Origin of the sequence: Wolbachia endosymbiont (group A) of Anomoia purmunda (assembly GCF_947251545.1) — a bacterium.
GTDB lineage: Bacteria > Pseudomonadota > Alphaproteobacteria > Rickettsiales > Anaplasmataceae > Wolbachia.
The window spans coordinates 725206-738266 of sequence record NZ_OX366362.1 but is presented as its reverse complement, the minus strand read 5'-3'; the positions used below and the strand labels follow the sequence as shown (position 1 = coordinate 738266).

Here is a 13061-nt window from a genome sequence, read left to right as displayed (position 1 = left end):
ACAAGAAGTCTTTTAAGATCAATCACTTATCTTCAAGGCTTGAATAAAAGCATTCTGTGGAATATTTACGTTCCCTATAGAATGTAACCTTTTTTTACCCTTCTTTTGCTTTTCAAGTAGTTTCATTCTTCGCGTTACATCTCCACCATAGAGTTTAGCTGTTACATCTTTTCTGTATGGGTTAATCGTTTCTCTGGCAATAATTTTTCCGCCCACTGCTGCTTGAATCGCGATTTTATATTGCTGACGTGGTATTAAATCCTTCAAGCGTGCACATATTTCACGCCCCCTTTTTTCTGCCCTACTTTTGTGAACGATACAAGCCAGTGCATCTACGGGCTCTCCATTAATTAAAAAGCTTAATTTATCTATTTGGCTTACCAGATAGCTGGAAATTTCCCAATCTAAGCTTGCATATCCTTTGGAAATTGATTTTAATCGATCATAAAAGTCAAAAACAACTTCAGACAGTGGTAACTTATATCTTAACAATGCTGTTGTTGTGTTACCAATGTAAGATAAATCCTCCTGTTCTCCTCTCCTTTCTTCACATAGAGACAGAATATCACCTAAGTATTGATTAGGGACCATTATGGTTGCGGTAATCCATGGTTCTTCCACAATTTCAATTTTTGTTGGATCTGGCATATCACTTGGGTTATGAATATTCAAAACTTCACCGCTTCGTGTTGTAACCCTATATATAACACTCGGTGCAGTTGCTGTTAGATCTAAATCAAATTCTCTCTCGAGCCTTTCTTGAATAACTTCAAGATGCAACATTCCCAAAAAACCACAACGAAATCCATAGCCTAGCGCATTTGAAGTTTCAGCTTCGAAGGTAAAACTTGCATCATTTAAATGTAACTTTTCTAGAGCTTCCCTTAAATATTTAAAATCATCCGTTTTGTGAGGGAAAATGCTACAAAATACCACAGGATGCACTTCTTTAAATCCAGGAAGTGCTTCACTACAAGGTCTCTTTTCCTCAGTGATAGTTTCCCCTACCTTGCAGTCTGCTACTTCCTTCATTGAAGCAGTTATAAAACCAACTTCACCCGCTGAAAGTTCACCCGTCATCACTTTTTTAGGGGTGAAAATACCGATATTATCTATCTGATATGTAGCATTATTAGACATCATAACAATTCTCATGCCTTTTTTTAGCACTCCATTTTTAACTCGCACTAAAATTACCACTCCCAAATAAGTATCATACCAACTATCAACTAAAATTGCTTGCAGTGGAGCATTTACATTACCTTGAGGAGCTGGAAGTTTTGCCACTATTGCTTCAAGTACATCTTTTATTCCAAGTCCAGTTTTTGCTGATATTAAAACTGACTCACTTGCGTCAATACCGATTACTTCCTCAACCTGGAGTTTTACCCTTTCTGGATCTGCAGCAGGAAGATCAACTTTATTGAGCACAACTATTATTTCATGGTTGTTGTCAATAGCTTTATATACATTTGCAAGGGTTTGTGCTTCAACGCCCTGGCTACTATCTACTACTAAAAGTGAACCTTCGCACGCTGCTAAGCTTCGGCTTACCTCGTAAGAAAAGTCAACGTGACCTGGGGTGTCCATGAGATTTAGGCAATATTGATTACCGTCGTTTGCCGTATAATTGAGTTTTACCGTCTGTGCTTTAATTGTAATGCCACGTTCACGCTCTATATCCATTGAATCGAGTATTTGATTGGTCATTTCTCTTGCTTCAAGGCCGTTACATTCCTCTATTAAACGGTCAGCAAGCGTTGACTTACCGTGGTCTATATGTGCTATTATTGCAAAATTTCTTATGTTGTTCATTGATGGCTATTTTACTTAAGTAGAACCATTTTACATTTTAAGTTTTGTGAGGGCAATTATTTATTAAGAGACTATTTACTCCTTCAACATAGACGACACTTTTTTCGAGCAGGAAATCACTTTATTAACCATATAGTTTTCATGATTATTATCTATTTTAGGCAACTCATATAGATAATTTACCATCATCCCGGCTGACTGACTAATACCCTTTTCAGAAGTATCCGCCATCCAGTTTAATTGTTTTATCGATGCACCATTGCTTAAATGGAAATGCGCCACCGGGTCATAAGCACTACCATTATTGTTTTTAACTTTTAGTAAATAATATGCACATAGTTTAAGCATGCATTGTTTAGTTTCATTTGTACATTCAACGTTGGTTTTTGCACTTTCTAAAATTTCTGCACTAGATTGTTTTATATTTAGTTTGCCCAATAAAGTGACATCTTGGTTTAGATTGTTTTTTAGCCATTTCGTAAAGCCAGGTATTGGAGAAAGAGTTGCGTATGTTTTTATACTTTTAAACTCTTGTGATAGCTTTTCTACAACCCTTTTGATCAAAAAATTACCAAGGCTGATTCCAGATAACCCTGCTTGAGTATTTGATATTGAATAGAATATAGCAGTGCTCGCATTACTCGGATCATTTGAAGGTACCGACTCATCTAAAAGGTGTTGAATGCTATCTGCAATCTTATCCACCAATGCAACCTCTACAAAAATTAGAGGTTCGTTCGGTATCTTGTAATGAAAAAAAGCAAAACAGAGACGATCAGAGTCTAGTCTGTTTTTTAGGTCGCCCCAAGAGGAAATTTTATGCACAGCTTCATATTTTATAAGTTTTTCTAGCAATGATGCAGGTGAATCCCAGGTGATTTGACGAAGATCAAGTAGATCAACATCAACCCAAGTATAGAGTATATTTTTTAATTCGTTCTCTAGTGGATTCAAGCTTCTATATTGGTTCTTTAGCTTAAGCACGTCAGAACGCATATCAACAATAAACTTAAGGCCTTCTGGTAAAGAAATAAATTGCTTTAATATTTTAGAACGTGGTGATTCAAGAATTTTTATTAAATCCTGCTCAAATTTATAGTTTAACTCGGGATCTTGATTTTTCTTATACTCTTTAATCTTCTCATCTATTTCCGCTTTATTCGGATTAAATTTTTCTGCCAGGGTTTGTAGAAATTTTATTTTACCTTTTTCTGATAAGCTCAAGTACAGATTACCAAGAGATACAGCGTTCTTACGTGCTGAGACCTCTCCTCCCTTCGGATTTAAGCACTCGTTCATCTTCAAGACTAAACTATCGATATCGCGACTGTTGCTTAAATCAGGACTGATGTTACCAATCCACGATCTTACAGCATCTGCCACTCCACCTAGTATTTTAAAAAATCTTCTTACCGCCTTTTTGTCTTCAACTTTCACTATATCAGTTTTTACCAATGATTCTTTTGTCATAGATTCCCTTTATTATACATGGCTAATGCAAGTCAGGGTCATACCGCCGCGATATCTCTAGATCCCGCTAGCGGGATGACGGTTGTCGGTAAACCCAAGTTATTTTAGCTACATATAGCTTAAGTTAAAGGAAAATTTTAGCTACATAGCAGGCACTATTACTAGATTATTAATAATTCAGTAATACAATTAATTTCAGAATGTTAATGGGGAGCAAGATTATGGCAGAAGCAAAGAAAAATCCAATCGTTACATTAAACGCTCAAGCTAAAGAATTTGACTTCAGTAAATTAAGAGCTGCAGAGGATAATAAAAAAGCAAACTCTGGCGAAACAATGTACTTAGATTTCCACAGGACGAATTTCGTTATTAATGGAAAAAGTATAGACAAAACTTCAATTAACACGTTGACGGAAAGAGCTTGGAATCAATATTCATGGAGAGAACTTTATCGAGATCTAACTTCTACTGATAAAAAAAACAATAAATATGGGAAAGGTTCTTACAGTAGTGCAGAGTTAGTTCCTCTATTGCAAAAAAAAGTACATGAAAACAAGAATTACTGCTCAATTGCAAAAGAAATTTTCAAGGAAATGTTTGGATATTCTGGAGCAAAAGTTCCAAGTGACCCCATTTTAGAAGAGCTAGTCACTAATTGTAATCAAGCAGGGTATGGAGCTGGTATATTTAATGAGTATCACGCTGCGCTCAGCAGTTACAGCTTAACTCCACACAATCCTAAAAAAGCACTAAATATCTACTACATTGACCATAATCACATAAAAATTAAGTCTGATATGGCAATACCTATAACCACATTTGACAATCCAGAAGAAAAAATATGTGATTTATCCAGCTCACTAGAATTCACACTTGAGTCTCAAGATGGTAAAGATGGTGTAACATATAAAGATGGTAAATTATCACTTACTGCTCCTGAAGAGCTAAAAAACTATCAAGAGGGTGAAAAGAGTTTGTTTGACATTATTAAAGAATATTTCCAAAGATTCTGCGAAAAGTTAGGATTTAAGTTCGAAACAAAAACACAAATAGAGCATAATCTGAACAACTCACTGAAAGTAGGCAGTTGTTTGGAAAATGTAGAACCGCCTGTCCACAGTAACGGACACGTTCATGGCGGTTAAGAATTATAGCTAACCCTTCTAACATTAGACTTCTTGCATAAACCAAACTAAGTAGAAAAAAGGTGTCATGAAAGTAGCTGACACTGGTTCCTTTATGACGGCAGTGCCCTGACTACTTGGATCCAGGAAAAAGAATGGTGTCATGAAAGTAGCTGACTACTTGGATCCAGAAAACTTAACTTCAAATAAGTGGCTGCATAATAAAGGCTGGATTCCAGTGCTTGACACTGGAATCCAGACTTTAATTGTTATACTTGTAAATAAGTCTGGTGAGAATAAACGTTCATCTCAAAATGCAGTATTTTTGTTGAAATAGCTCAACTGGATTCCAGTGTCTGGGCACTGGGATGACACCATAGGAGGCTACTTGGATGACAAAAAAAGGAGCACTGACCTCTCTTGGGCTCTTTTAGCCACAAACATTAAGAAATTTACCAAACAAAAAAAAGGCACACGAAGCCCTAGCCATTGTCTATTTTCAGTATTGGCGTTTTTAAGTCTTAAACGCTGCAATTTAGCTGCTTTTAATTGCAACTAACCTACGCTGCAAATGTTTAAGAAATTTACTAAGCAGAAAAAAAGACAAAGAATCCCCGAGTTAGCTAGTCTTTTACTATCTCTGTTGAGTATTGGCATTTTTTGATGTCTTGTAACGCTTTATAAGCGCGTTCAGCTTATTTAGATAAAAATCTAGATGTAGATGAAGTTTTGTAAAGACATACAGTATCTATATACTGCAAAAAATTGAACATAAGACGCCGATACATTAAGTAATCCTTACCTTTTAATCTGCAGATTTGCGAAAGCAAATACAATAGCTTCAGTTTCATGATAAGGGAGCTGGCGAAGGGTGTCAAGCAAGTTTTATGGCCTAGCGTCACGCGCTGAAATGACATGGCGGGCAAGAACGATATTGTTGTTGTATGCTACAATGTAGTACATGATCATAAAGCGTCTCGTGCAGATTTTGCATCGTAATAACATTTTTGAATAACCGATATTAGCAATTATGCTAATTATTATCCAAACTAATCGTCGGTTGTGCATCTTGCTCAGAGATTAGGGCAACCAACAAATTATTTATCAATTGAACTTTTTGCTTGCTATCTAATTGTAAGCTTTTATTTTTTTCAAAATGAGCTATTACTTCCTCGATAATTCCTATTGCGTTTTGCACTATAAGCTTTCTTGCAGAAGTGATAGCATGTGCTTGTTGACGCCTTAACATTGCTTGTGCAATCTCGGATGAATACGCCAAATGTGATATTCTCGCTTCTGTAATCTCAATTCCTGCAATATCTAATCTTTGTTGTAACATTGACTGCAATTCACTCGAAATTTTATCAGAATTTTTACGTAAAGATTCCTCATCGCTTTCGCTGTCATACGGATAGTTACTAGCTAATTCTCTTATTACTGAGTCACTTTGTACAAAAACAAATTCGTGATAGTTGTTAACATTATAATACGCCTTTGCAGGACTGCTCACTCTCCAAACAATTACTGCAGAAATCTCTATTGGACTTCCATTTGCATCATTCACTTTTATTTTTTCTGTGTTGATATTTTGAAATTTTAGGGAAACTATATATTTGCTTGAAAAGGGAAGCGTTACACATATTCCAGACTTAAAATAAGTTCCAATATAATGACCAAAAAATTCTATCACTCTTGCTTCATTAGGGTCATTAATAAAAAATCCTTGAAGAAAAGTCAAAATTGAAACGGCAGCAACTCCAAGTGCAATTGTGCTGTCATATGCCAAAAAAAGCAGCGATAAAATTAATCCTAGCGCTATTAGTACAGGAAAAGCCCGAATTTGACTCAAATTTCTATCGTTTATCGTATTCTTATCCATATTGTCTTTAAACTTCTTTTTCACTTGAACCCTCTCTGTTGATCGTTTTATTTATCTTATTTACAAATAGTTTAAACTCTCTTAATTCATGATCAGGCAATTTTACTTCAGTTTTATGCGCTATCGTAAGCGGATCGATGTGTTTGCCGTTATATATAACTTCGTAATGTAAATGGGATCCTGTTGCAACACCAGTGCTACCAACATAGGCAATAACCTGCCCCTGCTTTACTTTAGAGCCTAACTTTATATCGCCACTAAATCTACTTACATGCGCGTAACAGGTTGAATATTCATTTTTGTGTTTTATTTTGATGTAATTTCCATAGCCACCATTCTTTCCTATATATTCTACCACACCCTCTGCAGCAGCGTATATGGGAGTGCCAAGTTTAGCTGCATAATCCACTCCTTTGTGAAAAGCAATTTTACCGCGAACAGGATGCTTTCTATTGCCAAATTTTGAGGATATGCGATAATCTCCATTTAAAGGATTTGCAAAAATTTCGCCATTTTTTAAGCTTATTCCTTCATTATTAAAATACCTTTCTTTGCCGTCTTGCGATTTATAATGATATAAACTAATAGCTTTCTTGTTTATTGTCAGTGAAGCGTATAAAATTTTTTCTTCAGTCTTCTGATTATTAGGCAATTTCTCAAAAAGAACCTCCGATTTACTCTTCGGCACAATGTCTTTTTTAAAATCAACACCGAAATCTTTATATATGTTGATCAATTTCACCACTGTATTTGGCGCCAACCCTTGCTCAATTCCTGTGGCAAAAAAGGAAGATTTTATGGTACTGGATATGAATAATAATCTTCTATCATGGTTGCTTTCTGTCACCTCAAAATCCTCTCCTGTCATTCCAGCGCTTGACGCTGGAATCCAGCTTTCTGATCGAAAATGTTGTATAGTGCGCTGTTTGCAATCAATTTTTCTGGATCCCAGTGTCTGGGCACTGGGATGACACCCTATGGGCGCAGCCTTTGCACGCTCCTTTTCTGTCATTCCAGCGCTTGACGCTGAAATCCAGTTCTTGTCATATAATTGCTTAGTGTGTCCATTTGTAATTGAGTTTTCTGGATCCCAGTGTCTAGGCACACAACTGTACGAACATTGCAATTTGCGGGTGGTGTCATTCCAGTGCTTGACACTGGAATCCAGCTCTTTGACTGACAATGCTGCATAGTGTGCTTGAATTTTTCTGGATCCCAGTGTCTGGGCACTGGGATGACACCCTACACACTGGAACAGCACTGCAAAATCTGTTGATGTTTCAGCGGTATATAACGGTAAGATAAAGAGCAGTATAAATATAATCAGCTTCATCATTTAAACAGCATCAACAAAAGTAAAATTACCTTCCACATACTGTACATCATCATTATCTTCCAGCTCTTCAACCAATGCAGATAATTTATCAATCAACTCTTTATCGCTAATTTCAATCAGATCTTTTGGCTGCCATGAAAGACGAGCAAGTTCTGGTTCTCCGAATTTTGCATAAAAGGCATCGCGTACTTTACCAAAATCTTTTATTTCACAAGTTATAACGTGTAATCCTTCTTTGTCATTTTCCTCAACATTCAATACTTCTAATTCGATTCCATGACTGAATAAATCGTCAAAATTCACACCCTCTGCTTTATAGACGATTAAGCCTACATGATCGAAAAGGTAACTAACACTTCCTGTTTCTCCTAAATTTCCACCTTTACGAGAAAAGATATAACGTACCTCAGAAGCAGTTCGATTGCGGTTATTAGTCAAGGCATGGACAATGAGTGCAGTGCCAGAAGGCCCATGACCTTCATATTGTATTTCTTCGTAATTTTCTCCAGCAACGTTACCAGTTGCATTTTTTATTGCTGTTTCTATTTTATCTTTTGGTAGATTTTCCTTGCGTGCAGCAAATATAGCAGAGCGAAGGCGCGGGTTGAGTTCGGGATCGGGTAGCCCTTGCTTTGCAGCAACTGTTATTTCTCTAATCAACTTCGTAAATTTTTGAGAGCGCTTTGCATCCTGAGCGCCTTTCCGATGTTTTATATTTGAAAATTGTGAATGACCAGCCATATTCAAATAGTTAAAAACCTAATTATATATCAAAGCATAGAAAAAGCTAAAGCAAATTTTCAAGCCTCCGGCTTGGCATCTTGCAGGCTTTCTGCTAATAACATACTTTCATACTGCTCAGCTTCTAAGTCAAGGCCAAGAGCTGAATGGGCTGCTATTAAATAGTTAATAGACTTAGAAAAATATTTAGAATCCTTATAGCTTGCTATATTCTGGAAACGCTTAATTGCTGCTAAATATTCACCACGCTTCAGGTAAAATTTACCGATAGAATACTCTTTTGTTGATATATGTTCTGTGATTAATTTTGCTTTTTCCTTGATTTCATCTATATATTTGCTGTCTGGGAAAAGGTTAATGTACTCTGTAGCCAGCTCTAAAGTTTTATATGCAGTTTGCTGTCCAAGTTGCACTTTATTAATTTGCATGTAATAAAATAATACTCTTAAGTAGTATACATATGGTAAATCTTCACCATTTGGATAAACATATATATAATCATCCATATTACTTGCAGCACTGCTATAGTTACCCATATTATAATGAGACACACCAGATAATAATTTTGCTTTCCTTGCCCAATAAGAGAAAGGATACAAATCCTCTATCTTTTGAAATGCCCTAATAGCTTGTTTATATTTTTTCTGGTCAAAAAGTTCAACTGCTTCTTCATATAGTTCAGTTTCAGTTTTTTCAAGATCATTCGCATACGATTGTGTAAAGGAGCAAATCAGAAAAATAAAGCACATGATTAAAGTCTTATACATAAGATTTTTTTCGACCAAAATAAAGTATAGACCTAAGTATTACTTAAATAAATAAATTTCTTAGGCAATAGCCGGCCCTTCTTCTTTATAACTACGGTCAGAACTACCTGCATTTCTTGATTCACCTCGTCCTTCCACTTTTGGATCTTTCAGCGTCTTGCTATAGGAATATATAGTTAATATCTGTATAACCATAAAAAGTGCAATACCTATCAAGCCTAAAGTAGGCCCAACAGCAGGATTTAAGGATGATGCTAATGTCATTAACATTATCCTTCTTATTAAAAATATAGAAGAACCAGCAAGCGCCAATCCGGCTACAGACATATTGCTAGTTTTCTTGCTAGACTTCTCATCAAGATTAGATTTTTCTGTTTCCTTTTTCTTATTTTTTTCATGCTCACCAATATAAGAAGCAAGAGTTGCAAGAAAAGCAATTGCATTGGCAAGAAATAAAATTGCATCCTCTGCTGCTTCAAGTGAAGATGTTTCACCCATTATCATACCTACAATAGCCAGTGCAGTTGTTATAGCCTCAATATAGATCAAACACTGACCTATATCAGAAATATTGTGCTCTTTTTCCTTTACTTCCTCTCCATTTTCAATATTCTCCAACTCTCGTTCTTTTTGTGCTATTTTCCTATTATTGTAAATTAAATATAGCGTACAAATAAGAGATAGGACCATGAAAGGTAATATAGTGTGGCTTAGCGCGCCACTTATCACGCCAAGTAATACCTGATCGCTACATATTTTTTCCAGTTCAATAGCCATAAATAATGCAAATGGGACCATTGTTACCAATGATGCACATTGTCTATATAGCTCTCTTTTTTTTAGTGTTAATAGCTCTTGTTCAAGCTTCTTCTTTTTTTAGTGCTAATAACTCTTGTTCTAGCCTTTCTTTTTTGACTTCTTCATCAACTGTTGGCCAAAAATCCCAAAAAAACTCTTCAGGAGAAAACGTAGTCTTAAAGTTATCAGTCATATAAACCCTATTAACTAATATATTATACAGGATTTTAACTATTCAGTCAATATTATGAAAGTATTAACTACTCTTGTCTATTAACTATTTCCTAGAAGATTTAATCAATCTGTTTGATGCCGGCTAGGATATAATTATAGCCTGACCACACAGTTATAATAGCTGCAACCCATAAACAAATCGCACCTGTATATTGAGTCATATAATAATCGTTCATTATTAGCGCTACTACAGCAACCATCTGTAGAAATGTTTTAATTTTTCCAGCTTTGCTTACAGGTAGACTAACATTTGTAGCTATCAGAAACTCCCGTAAACCTGAAACTAATATCTCCCGACAGATGATGATAATCGACGGTACTATTGTAAAATCATTTATCTTTTGCTTATAAATTAGCATAATTATCGTTGAAACCACTATTAATTTATCAGCAATCGGATCAAATAGCTTGCCAAACTTTGATTGGACTTTCCACGCACGCGCCAGGTAACCATCAAAAAAATCCGTAATGCACGCAAACACAAAGATTGATATTGTTATCAGGCCTGCATATTTATTTTCTATGTAAAAACTTAATATTATTGCTGGTATTGCAAGTGCACGAGAAATTGTAAGCAAATTAGGCACGTTTTTCTTAAGCATGTAATATCATCTTACGTAATAGGTAAACTTATACAGAAGTACAACAGAGTTCACAAGCTAATAGTTTACAATTGAACATTCATAAAAACTCCATATACTTAAAAAATACAAGCTTAAAATATAAGGATGTAATGATGAACGATGATTTAGATAGTACCACAAAACAAGAAGCGCTTAAGTATCACAGTAGAGGTGGTAACCCTGGTAAAATTTCAATCATGCCAACAAAACCTTTATCTACCCAGTATGATTTGTCACTTGCTTATTCCCCTGGCGTTGCAGCTCCGTGCCTTGAAATAGCTAAAAATCCTGAGGTTGTTTATGATTATACAGCAAAAAGCAACTGTGTTGCTGTCATTTCAAATGGCACTGCAGTGCTTGGACTTGGTAATATCGGTCCTCTTGCTGCAAAACCTGTCATGGAAGGCAAAGCTGTTTTATTTAAGCGTTTTGCTGATATTGATGCAGTTGATATAGAAGTTGGTACAGAAAATATAGAAGATTTCATCAATGCAGTAAGATATCTTGGACCAAGTTGGGGGGGGATAAATTTAGAAGATATAAGATCTCCCGATTGTTTTATAATAGAGAAACGCCTGAATGAACTGATGGATATTCCAGTGTTCCATGATGACCAGCATGGAACTGCGGTGGTTGTTGCAGCTGGCATAGAAAATGCTCTTGATATTGTTGAAAAGAAATTAGAGGACGTTAAGATCATTATGAATGGTGCTGGAGCAGCCGGTATTGCATGTTTAGAAATACTAAAGTCCATGGGCGCTAAAAATATAGTGCTGTGTGATAAGCAAGGAGTAATATACAAAGGTAGAAACGAGGATATGAATGAGTGGAAGGAAAAGTATGCAATTGATACTTCCGAACGTTCTCTACTTGATACAATAAAAGGCGCTGATGTATTCATCGGGCTATCTGCAAAAGATGTGTTAAATGAAGAGATGTTAAAGAGTATGGGCAAAGACCCGATTATTTTCGCTCTCGCCAACCCCGATCCAGAAGTAAGGCCTGAGTTTGCAAAATCTGTGAGGCCAGATGCAATAATCGCAACTGGTAGGTCAGATTACAACAACCAAGTCAACAACGTAATGGGTTTTCCTTATATATTTAGAGGGGCGCTTGATGTACATGCAACAACAATAAATGATGAAATGAAAATTGCAGCTGCAGATGCAATAGCAAAGCTTGCCCGTGAGCCAGTACCAGGTGAGATATCTGCAGTCTATGGCGGTCGTAAAATGAGCTACGGACGTGAATATATAATACCTACTCCATTTGACCCAAGGTTAATTTCTATAGTATCTCCTGCTGTTGCAAAAGCCGCAGTTGATTCAGGTGTTGCAAGAAAGGCAGTACAAGATTGGAGTAAATATGAAAATCAATTAAAATCTCGCCTTGCTAGTGCACTTAACATGCTGAATTTACTGTCTTCACGATATTAGTAACTAATAATTCAATTGCATCCAGTCGTTTTAGATTTATAATAAAAGTATTGTAGTTTAAAGTAAATCAATGGCTATTGCAATTTATGAATTAGAGAAAATAATCAAACAATCGTTCCCCGACGCTGATATAAAGATTCATGATCTTGCTGGAGATGATGACCATTATCATTTAAAAATAAACTCCAAGCGCTTTCTTGGAAAGACAAGAATAGAACAGCATAAAATGGTATATAAAGCTCTGGAAGGTCAGTCTATACACGCCTTGCAACTGGAAACTAATACTTAAAAATAAGGTGAATTTATGAGCAATTTTGAACAAATAAAAAAAGATATAGCAGAAAATGATGTGGTATTGTATATGAAAGGCACTTCTGATTTTCCTCAATGCGGATTCTCTGGACTCGTCGTGTCAATCCTAAAAAAATTGAACGTGAAGTTTAAGTATATTAACGTGTTGGAGAATGATGAAATACGTGAATCTATAAAAAAGTTTTCTGATTGGCCAACAATTCCACAATTATATATAAAGGAAGAGTTTATTGGTGGTTGCGACATCACTCGCGAGATGTACGAAAAAGGCGAACTGCAAAGTTTATTGAAGGAAAAAAAAATTATTGCGGAATAGTATCTGTCCAGAGGAGTGGCTAATGTGCAAATATTGAAGCAAAGTGCGTGACACACAGCTGTACGAACATTGCAATATGGCACATAGTAAACGATGTCATTCCAGTTCTTGACACTGGAATCCAGCTTTTTCATAATCATCAAAACGTTGTATTTTAACATAAAACGGCTACTTTTATGCTTACCAACTTAATAAAATTCCTGGATCCCA

At 35.9% G+C, this 13061-nt stretch carries 15 protein-coding genes; 6 read left to right on the top strand and 9 right to left on the bottom strand.

The window, feature by feature from the left end; genetic code table 11:
* Window positions 1–18: 18 nt before the first annotated feature.
* A complete protein-coding gene (lepA, locus tag OPR57_RS03825; RefSeq protein WP_265037470.1) occupies window positions 19–1815 on the bottom strand; it encodes a translation elongation factor 4 in 1797 nt (598 codons plus the stop codon).
* 75 nt (window positions 1816–1890) lie between these two features.
* Complete coding sequence (locus OPR57_RS03820; RefSeq protein ID WP_265037468.1) at window positions 1891–3285, bottom strand: malonyl-CoA decarboxylase; 1395 nt, start codon at window positions 3283–3285, stop codon at window positions 1891–1893.
* Window positions 3286–3506: 221 nt separating this feature from the next.
* Between OPR57_RS03820 and OPR57_RS03815 the strand changes: the two genes are divergently transcribed.
* The 3 genes from OPR57_RS03815 to OPR57_RS03805 all read left to right on the top strand — a co-directional run bounded on the left by OPR57_RS03815 (window position 3507) and on the right by OPR57_RS03805 (window position 4968).
* Window positions 3507–4430, top strand: a complete 924-nt coding sequence (locus OPR57_RS03815) for a hypothetical protein (protein WP_265037466.1) — start codon at window positions 3507–3509, stop codon at window positions 4428–4430.
* Between the two features lie 142 nt (window positions 4431–4572).
* Complete coding sequence (locus OPR57_RS03810; RefSeq protein WP_265037463.1) at window positions 4573–4746, top strand: WPE palindromic element domain-containing protein; 174 nt, start codon at window positions 4573–4575, stop codon at window positions 4744–4746.
* A 15-nt stretch (window positions 4747–4761) separates the two neighbouring features.
* Window positions 4762–4968, top strand: coding sequence for a hypothetical protein (locus tag OPR57_RS03805; RefSeq protein ID WP_265037461.1), 207 nt, complete (start codon window positions 4762–4764; stop codon window positions 4966–4968).
* Window positions 4969–5442: 474 nt separating this feature from the next.
* On the opposite strand, the gene OPR57_RS03800 is transcribed toward OPR57_RS03805, so the two are convergent.
* The 7 genes from OPR57_RS03800 to pgsA form a co-directional block, all read right to left on the bottom strand.
* A complete protein-coding gene (locus tag OPR57_RS03800; protein ID WP_265037527.1) occupies window positions 5443–6288 on the bottom strand; it encodes an SPFH domain-containing protein in 846 nt (281 codons plus the stop codon).
* Window positions 6289–6295: 7 nt separating this feature from the next.
* The gene (locus tag OPR57_RS03795; RefSeq protein WP_265037525.1) at window positions 6296–7156 is read right to left on the bottom strand and encodes a M23 family metallopeptidase; all 861 of its coding nucleotides are present in this window, start codon (window positions 7154–7156) and stop codon (window positions 6296–6298) included.
* A 468-nt stretch (window positions 7157–7624) separates the two neighbouring features.
* Complete coding sequence (locus OPR57_RS03780) at window positions 7625–8365, bottom strand: YebC/PmpR family DNA-binding transcriptional regulator (protein WP_265037459.1); 741 nt, start codon at window positions 8363–8365, stop codon at window positions 7625–7627.
* Between the two features lie 59 nt (window positions 8366–8424).
* Window positions 8425–9132, bottom strand: coding sequence for an outer membrane protein assembly factor BamD (locus tag OPR57_RS03775; protein WP_265037457.1), 708 nt, complete (start codon window positions 9130–9132; stop codon window positions 8425–8427).
* A gap of 60 nt (window positions 9133–9192) precedes the next feature.
* On the bottom strand, window positions 9193–9930 hold the full coding sequence (locus tag OPR57_RS03770) for a hypothetical protein (protein WP_265037455.1): 738 nt from the start codon (window positions 9928–9930) through the stop codon (window positions 9193–9195).
* Between the two features lie 61 nt (window positions 9931–9991).
* Window positions 9992–10123 carry a hypothetical protein gene (locus OPR57_RS03765; RefSeq protein WP_265037453.1) on the bottom strand — a complete coding sequence of 44 codons (132 nt, stop codon included), beginning with the start codon at window positions 10121–10123 and terminating at the stop codon, window positions 9992–9994.
* A gap of 100 nt (window positions 10124–10223) precedes the next feature.
* A complete protein-coding gene (gene pgsA / locus OPR57_RS03760; RefSeq protein WP_265037450.1) occupies window positions 10224–10766 on the bottom strand; it encodes a CDP-diacylglycerol--glycerol-3-phosphate 3-phosphatidyltransferase in 543 nt (180 codons plus the stop codon).
* Between the two features lie 134 nt (window positions 10767–10900).
* On the opposite strand from pgsA, the gene OPR57_RS03755 reads away from it, so the two are divergent.
* From OPR57_RS03755 to grxD, 3 genes are all read left to right on the top strand, one after another.
* Entirely contained in the window at window positions 10901–12223 is a 1323-nt protein-coding gene (locus OPR57_RS03755; RefSeq protein WP_265037449.1) for a malic enzyme-like NAD(P)-binding protein, read from the top strand.
* A gap of 70 nt (window positions 12224–12293) precedes the next feature.
* Entirely contained in the window at window positions 12294–12512 is a 219-nt protein-coding gene (locus tag OPR57_RS03750) for a BolA/IbaG family iron-sulfur metabolism protein (protein ID WP_265037446.1), read from the top strand.
* A gap of 15 nt (window positions 12513–12527) precedes the next feature.
* The gene (grxD, locus tag OPR57_RS03745; RefSeq protein WP_265037444.1) at window positions 12528–12851 is read left to right on the top strand and encodes a Grx4 family monothiol glutaredoxin; all 324 of its coding nucleotides are present in this window, start codon (window positions 12528–12530) and stop codon (window positions 12849–12851) included.
* The last annotated feature ends 210 nt before the right edge of the window (window positions 12852–13061 follow it).

Bases quoted from the DNA above. Each gene is read 5' to 3' on its own strand.
- lepA (WP_265037470.1), bottom strand. From the start codon at position 1,815: ATGAACAACATAAGAAATTTTGCAATAATAGCACATATAGACCACGGT.
- OPR57_RS03820 (WP_265037468.1), bottom strand. From the start codon at position 3,285: ATGACAAAAGAATCATTGGTAAAAACTGATATAGTGAAAGTTGAAGAC.
- OPR57_RS03815 (WP_265037466.1), top strand. From the start codon at position 3,507: ATGGCAGAAGCAAAGAAAAATCCAATCGTTACATTAAACGCTCAAGCT.
- OPR57_RS03810 (WP_265037463.1), top strand. From the start codon at position 4,573: ATGAAAGTAGCTGACTACTTGGATCCAGAAAACTTAACTTCAAATAAG.
- OPR57_RS03800 (WP_265037527.1), bottom strand. From the start codon at position 6,288: ATGGATAAGAATACGATAAACGATAGAAATTTGAGTCAAATTCGGGCT.
- OPR57_RS03795 (WP_265037525.1), bottom strand. From the start codon at position 7,156: ATGACAGGAGAGGATTTTGAGGTGACAGAAAGCAACCATGATAGAAGA.
- OPR57_RS03780 (WP_265037459.1), bottom strand. From the start codon at position 8,365: ATGGCTGGTCATTCACAATTTTCAAATATAAAACATCGGAAAGGCGCT.
- OPR57_RS03775 (WP_265037457.1), bottom strand. From the start codon at position 9,132: ATGTATAAGACTTTAATCATGTGCTTTATTTTTCTGATTTGCTCCTTT.
- OPR57_RS03770 (WP_265037455.1), bottom strand. From the start codon at position 9,930: ATGGTCCCATTTGCATTATTTATGGCTATTGAACTGGAAAAAATATGT.
- OPR57_RS03765 (WP_265037453.1), bottom strand. From the start codon at position 10,123: ATGACTGATAACTTTAAGACTACGTTTTCTCCTGAAGAGTTTTTTTGG.
- pgsA (WP_265037450.1), bottom strand. From the start codon at position 10,766: ATGCTTAAGAAAAACGTGCCTAATTTGCTTACAATTTCTCGTGCACTT.
- OPR57_RS03755 (WP_265037449.1), top strand. From the start codon at position 10,901: ATGAACGATGATTTAGATAGTACCACAAAACAAGAAGCGCTTAAGTAT.
- OPR57_RS03750 (WP_265037446.1), top strand. From the start codon at position 12,294: ATGGCTATTGCAATTTATGAATTAGAGAAAATAATCAAACAATCGTTC.
- grxD (WP_265037444.1), top strand. From the start codon at position 12,528: ATGAGCAATTTTGAACAAATAAAAAAAGATATAGCAGAAAATGATGTG.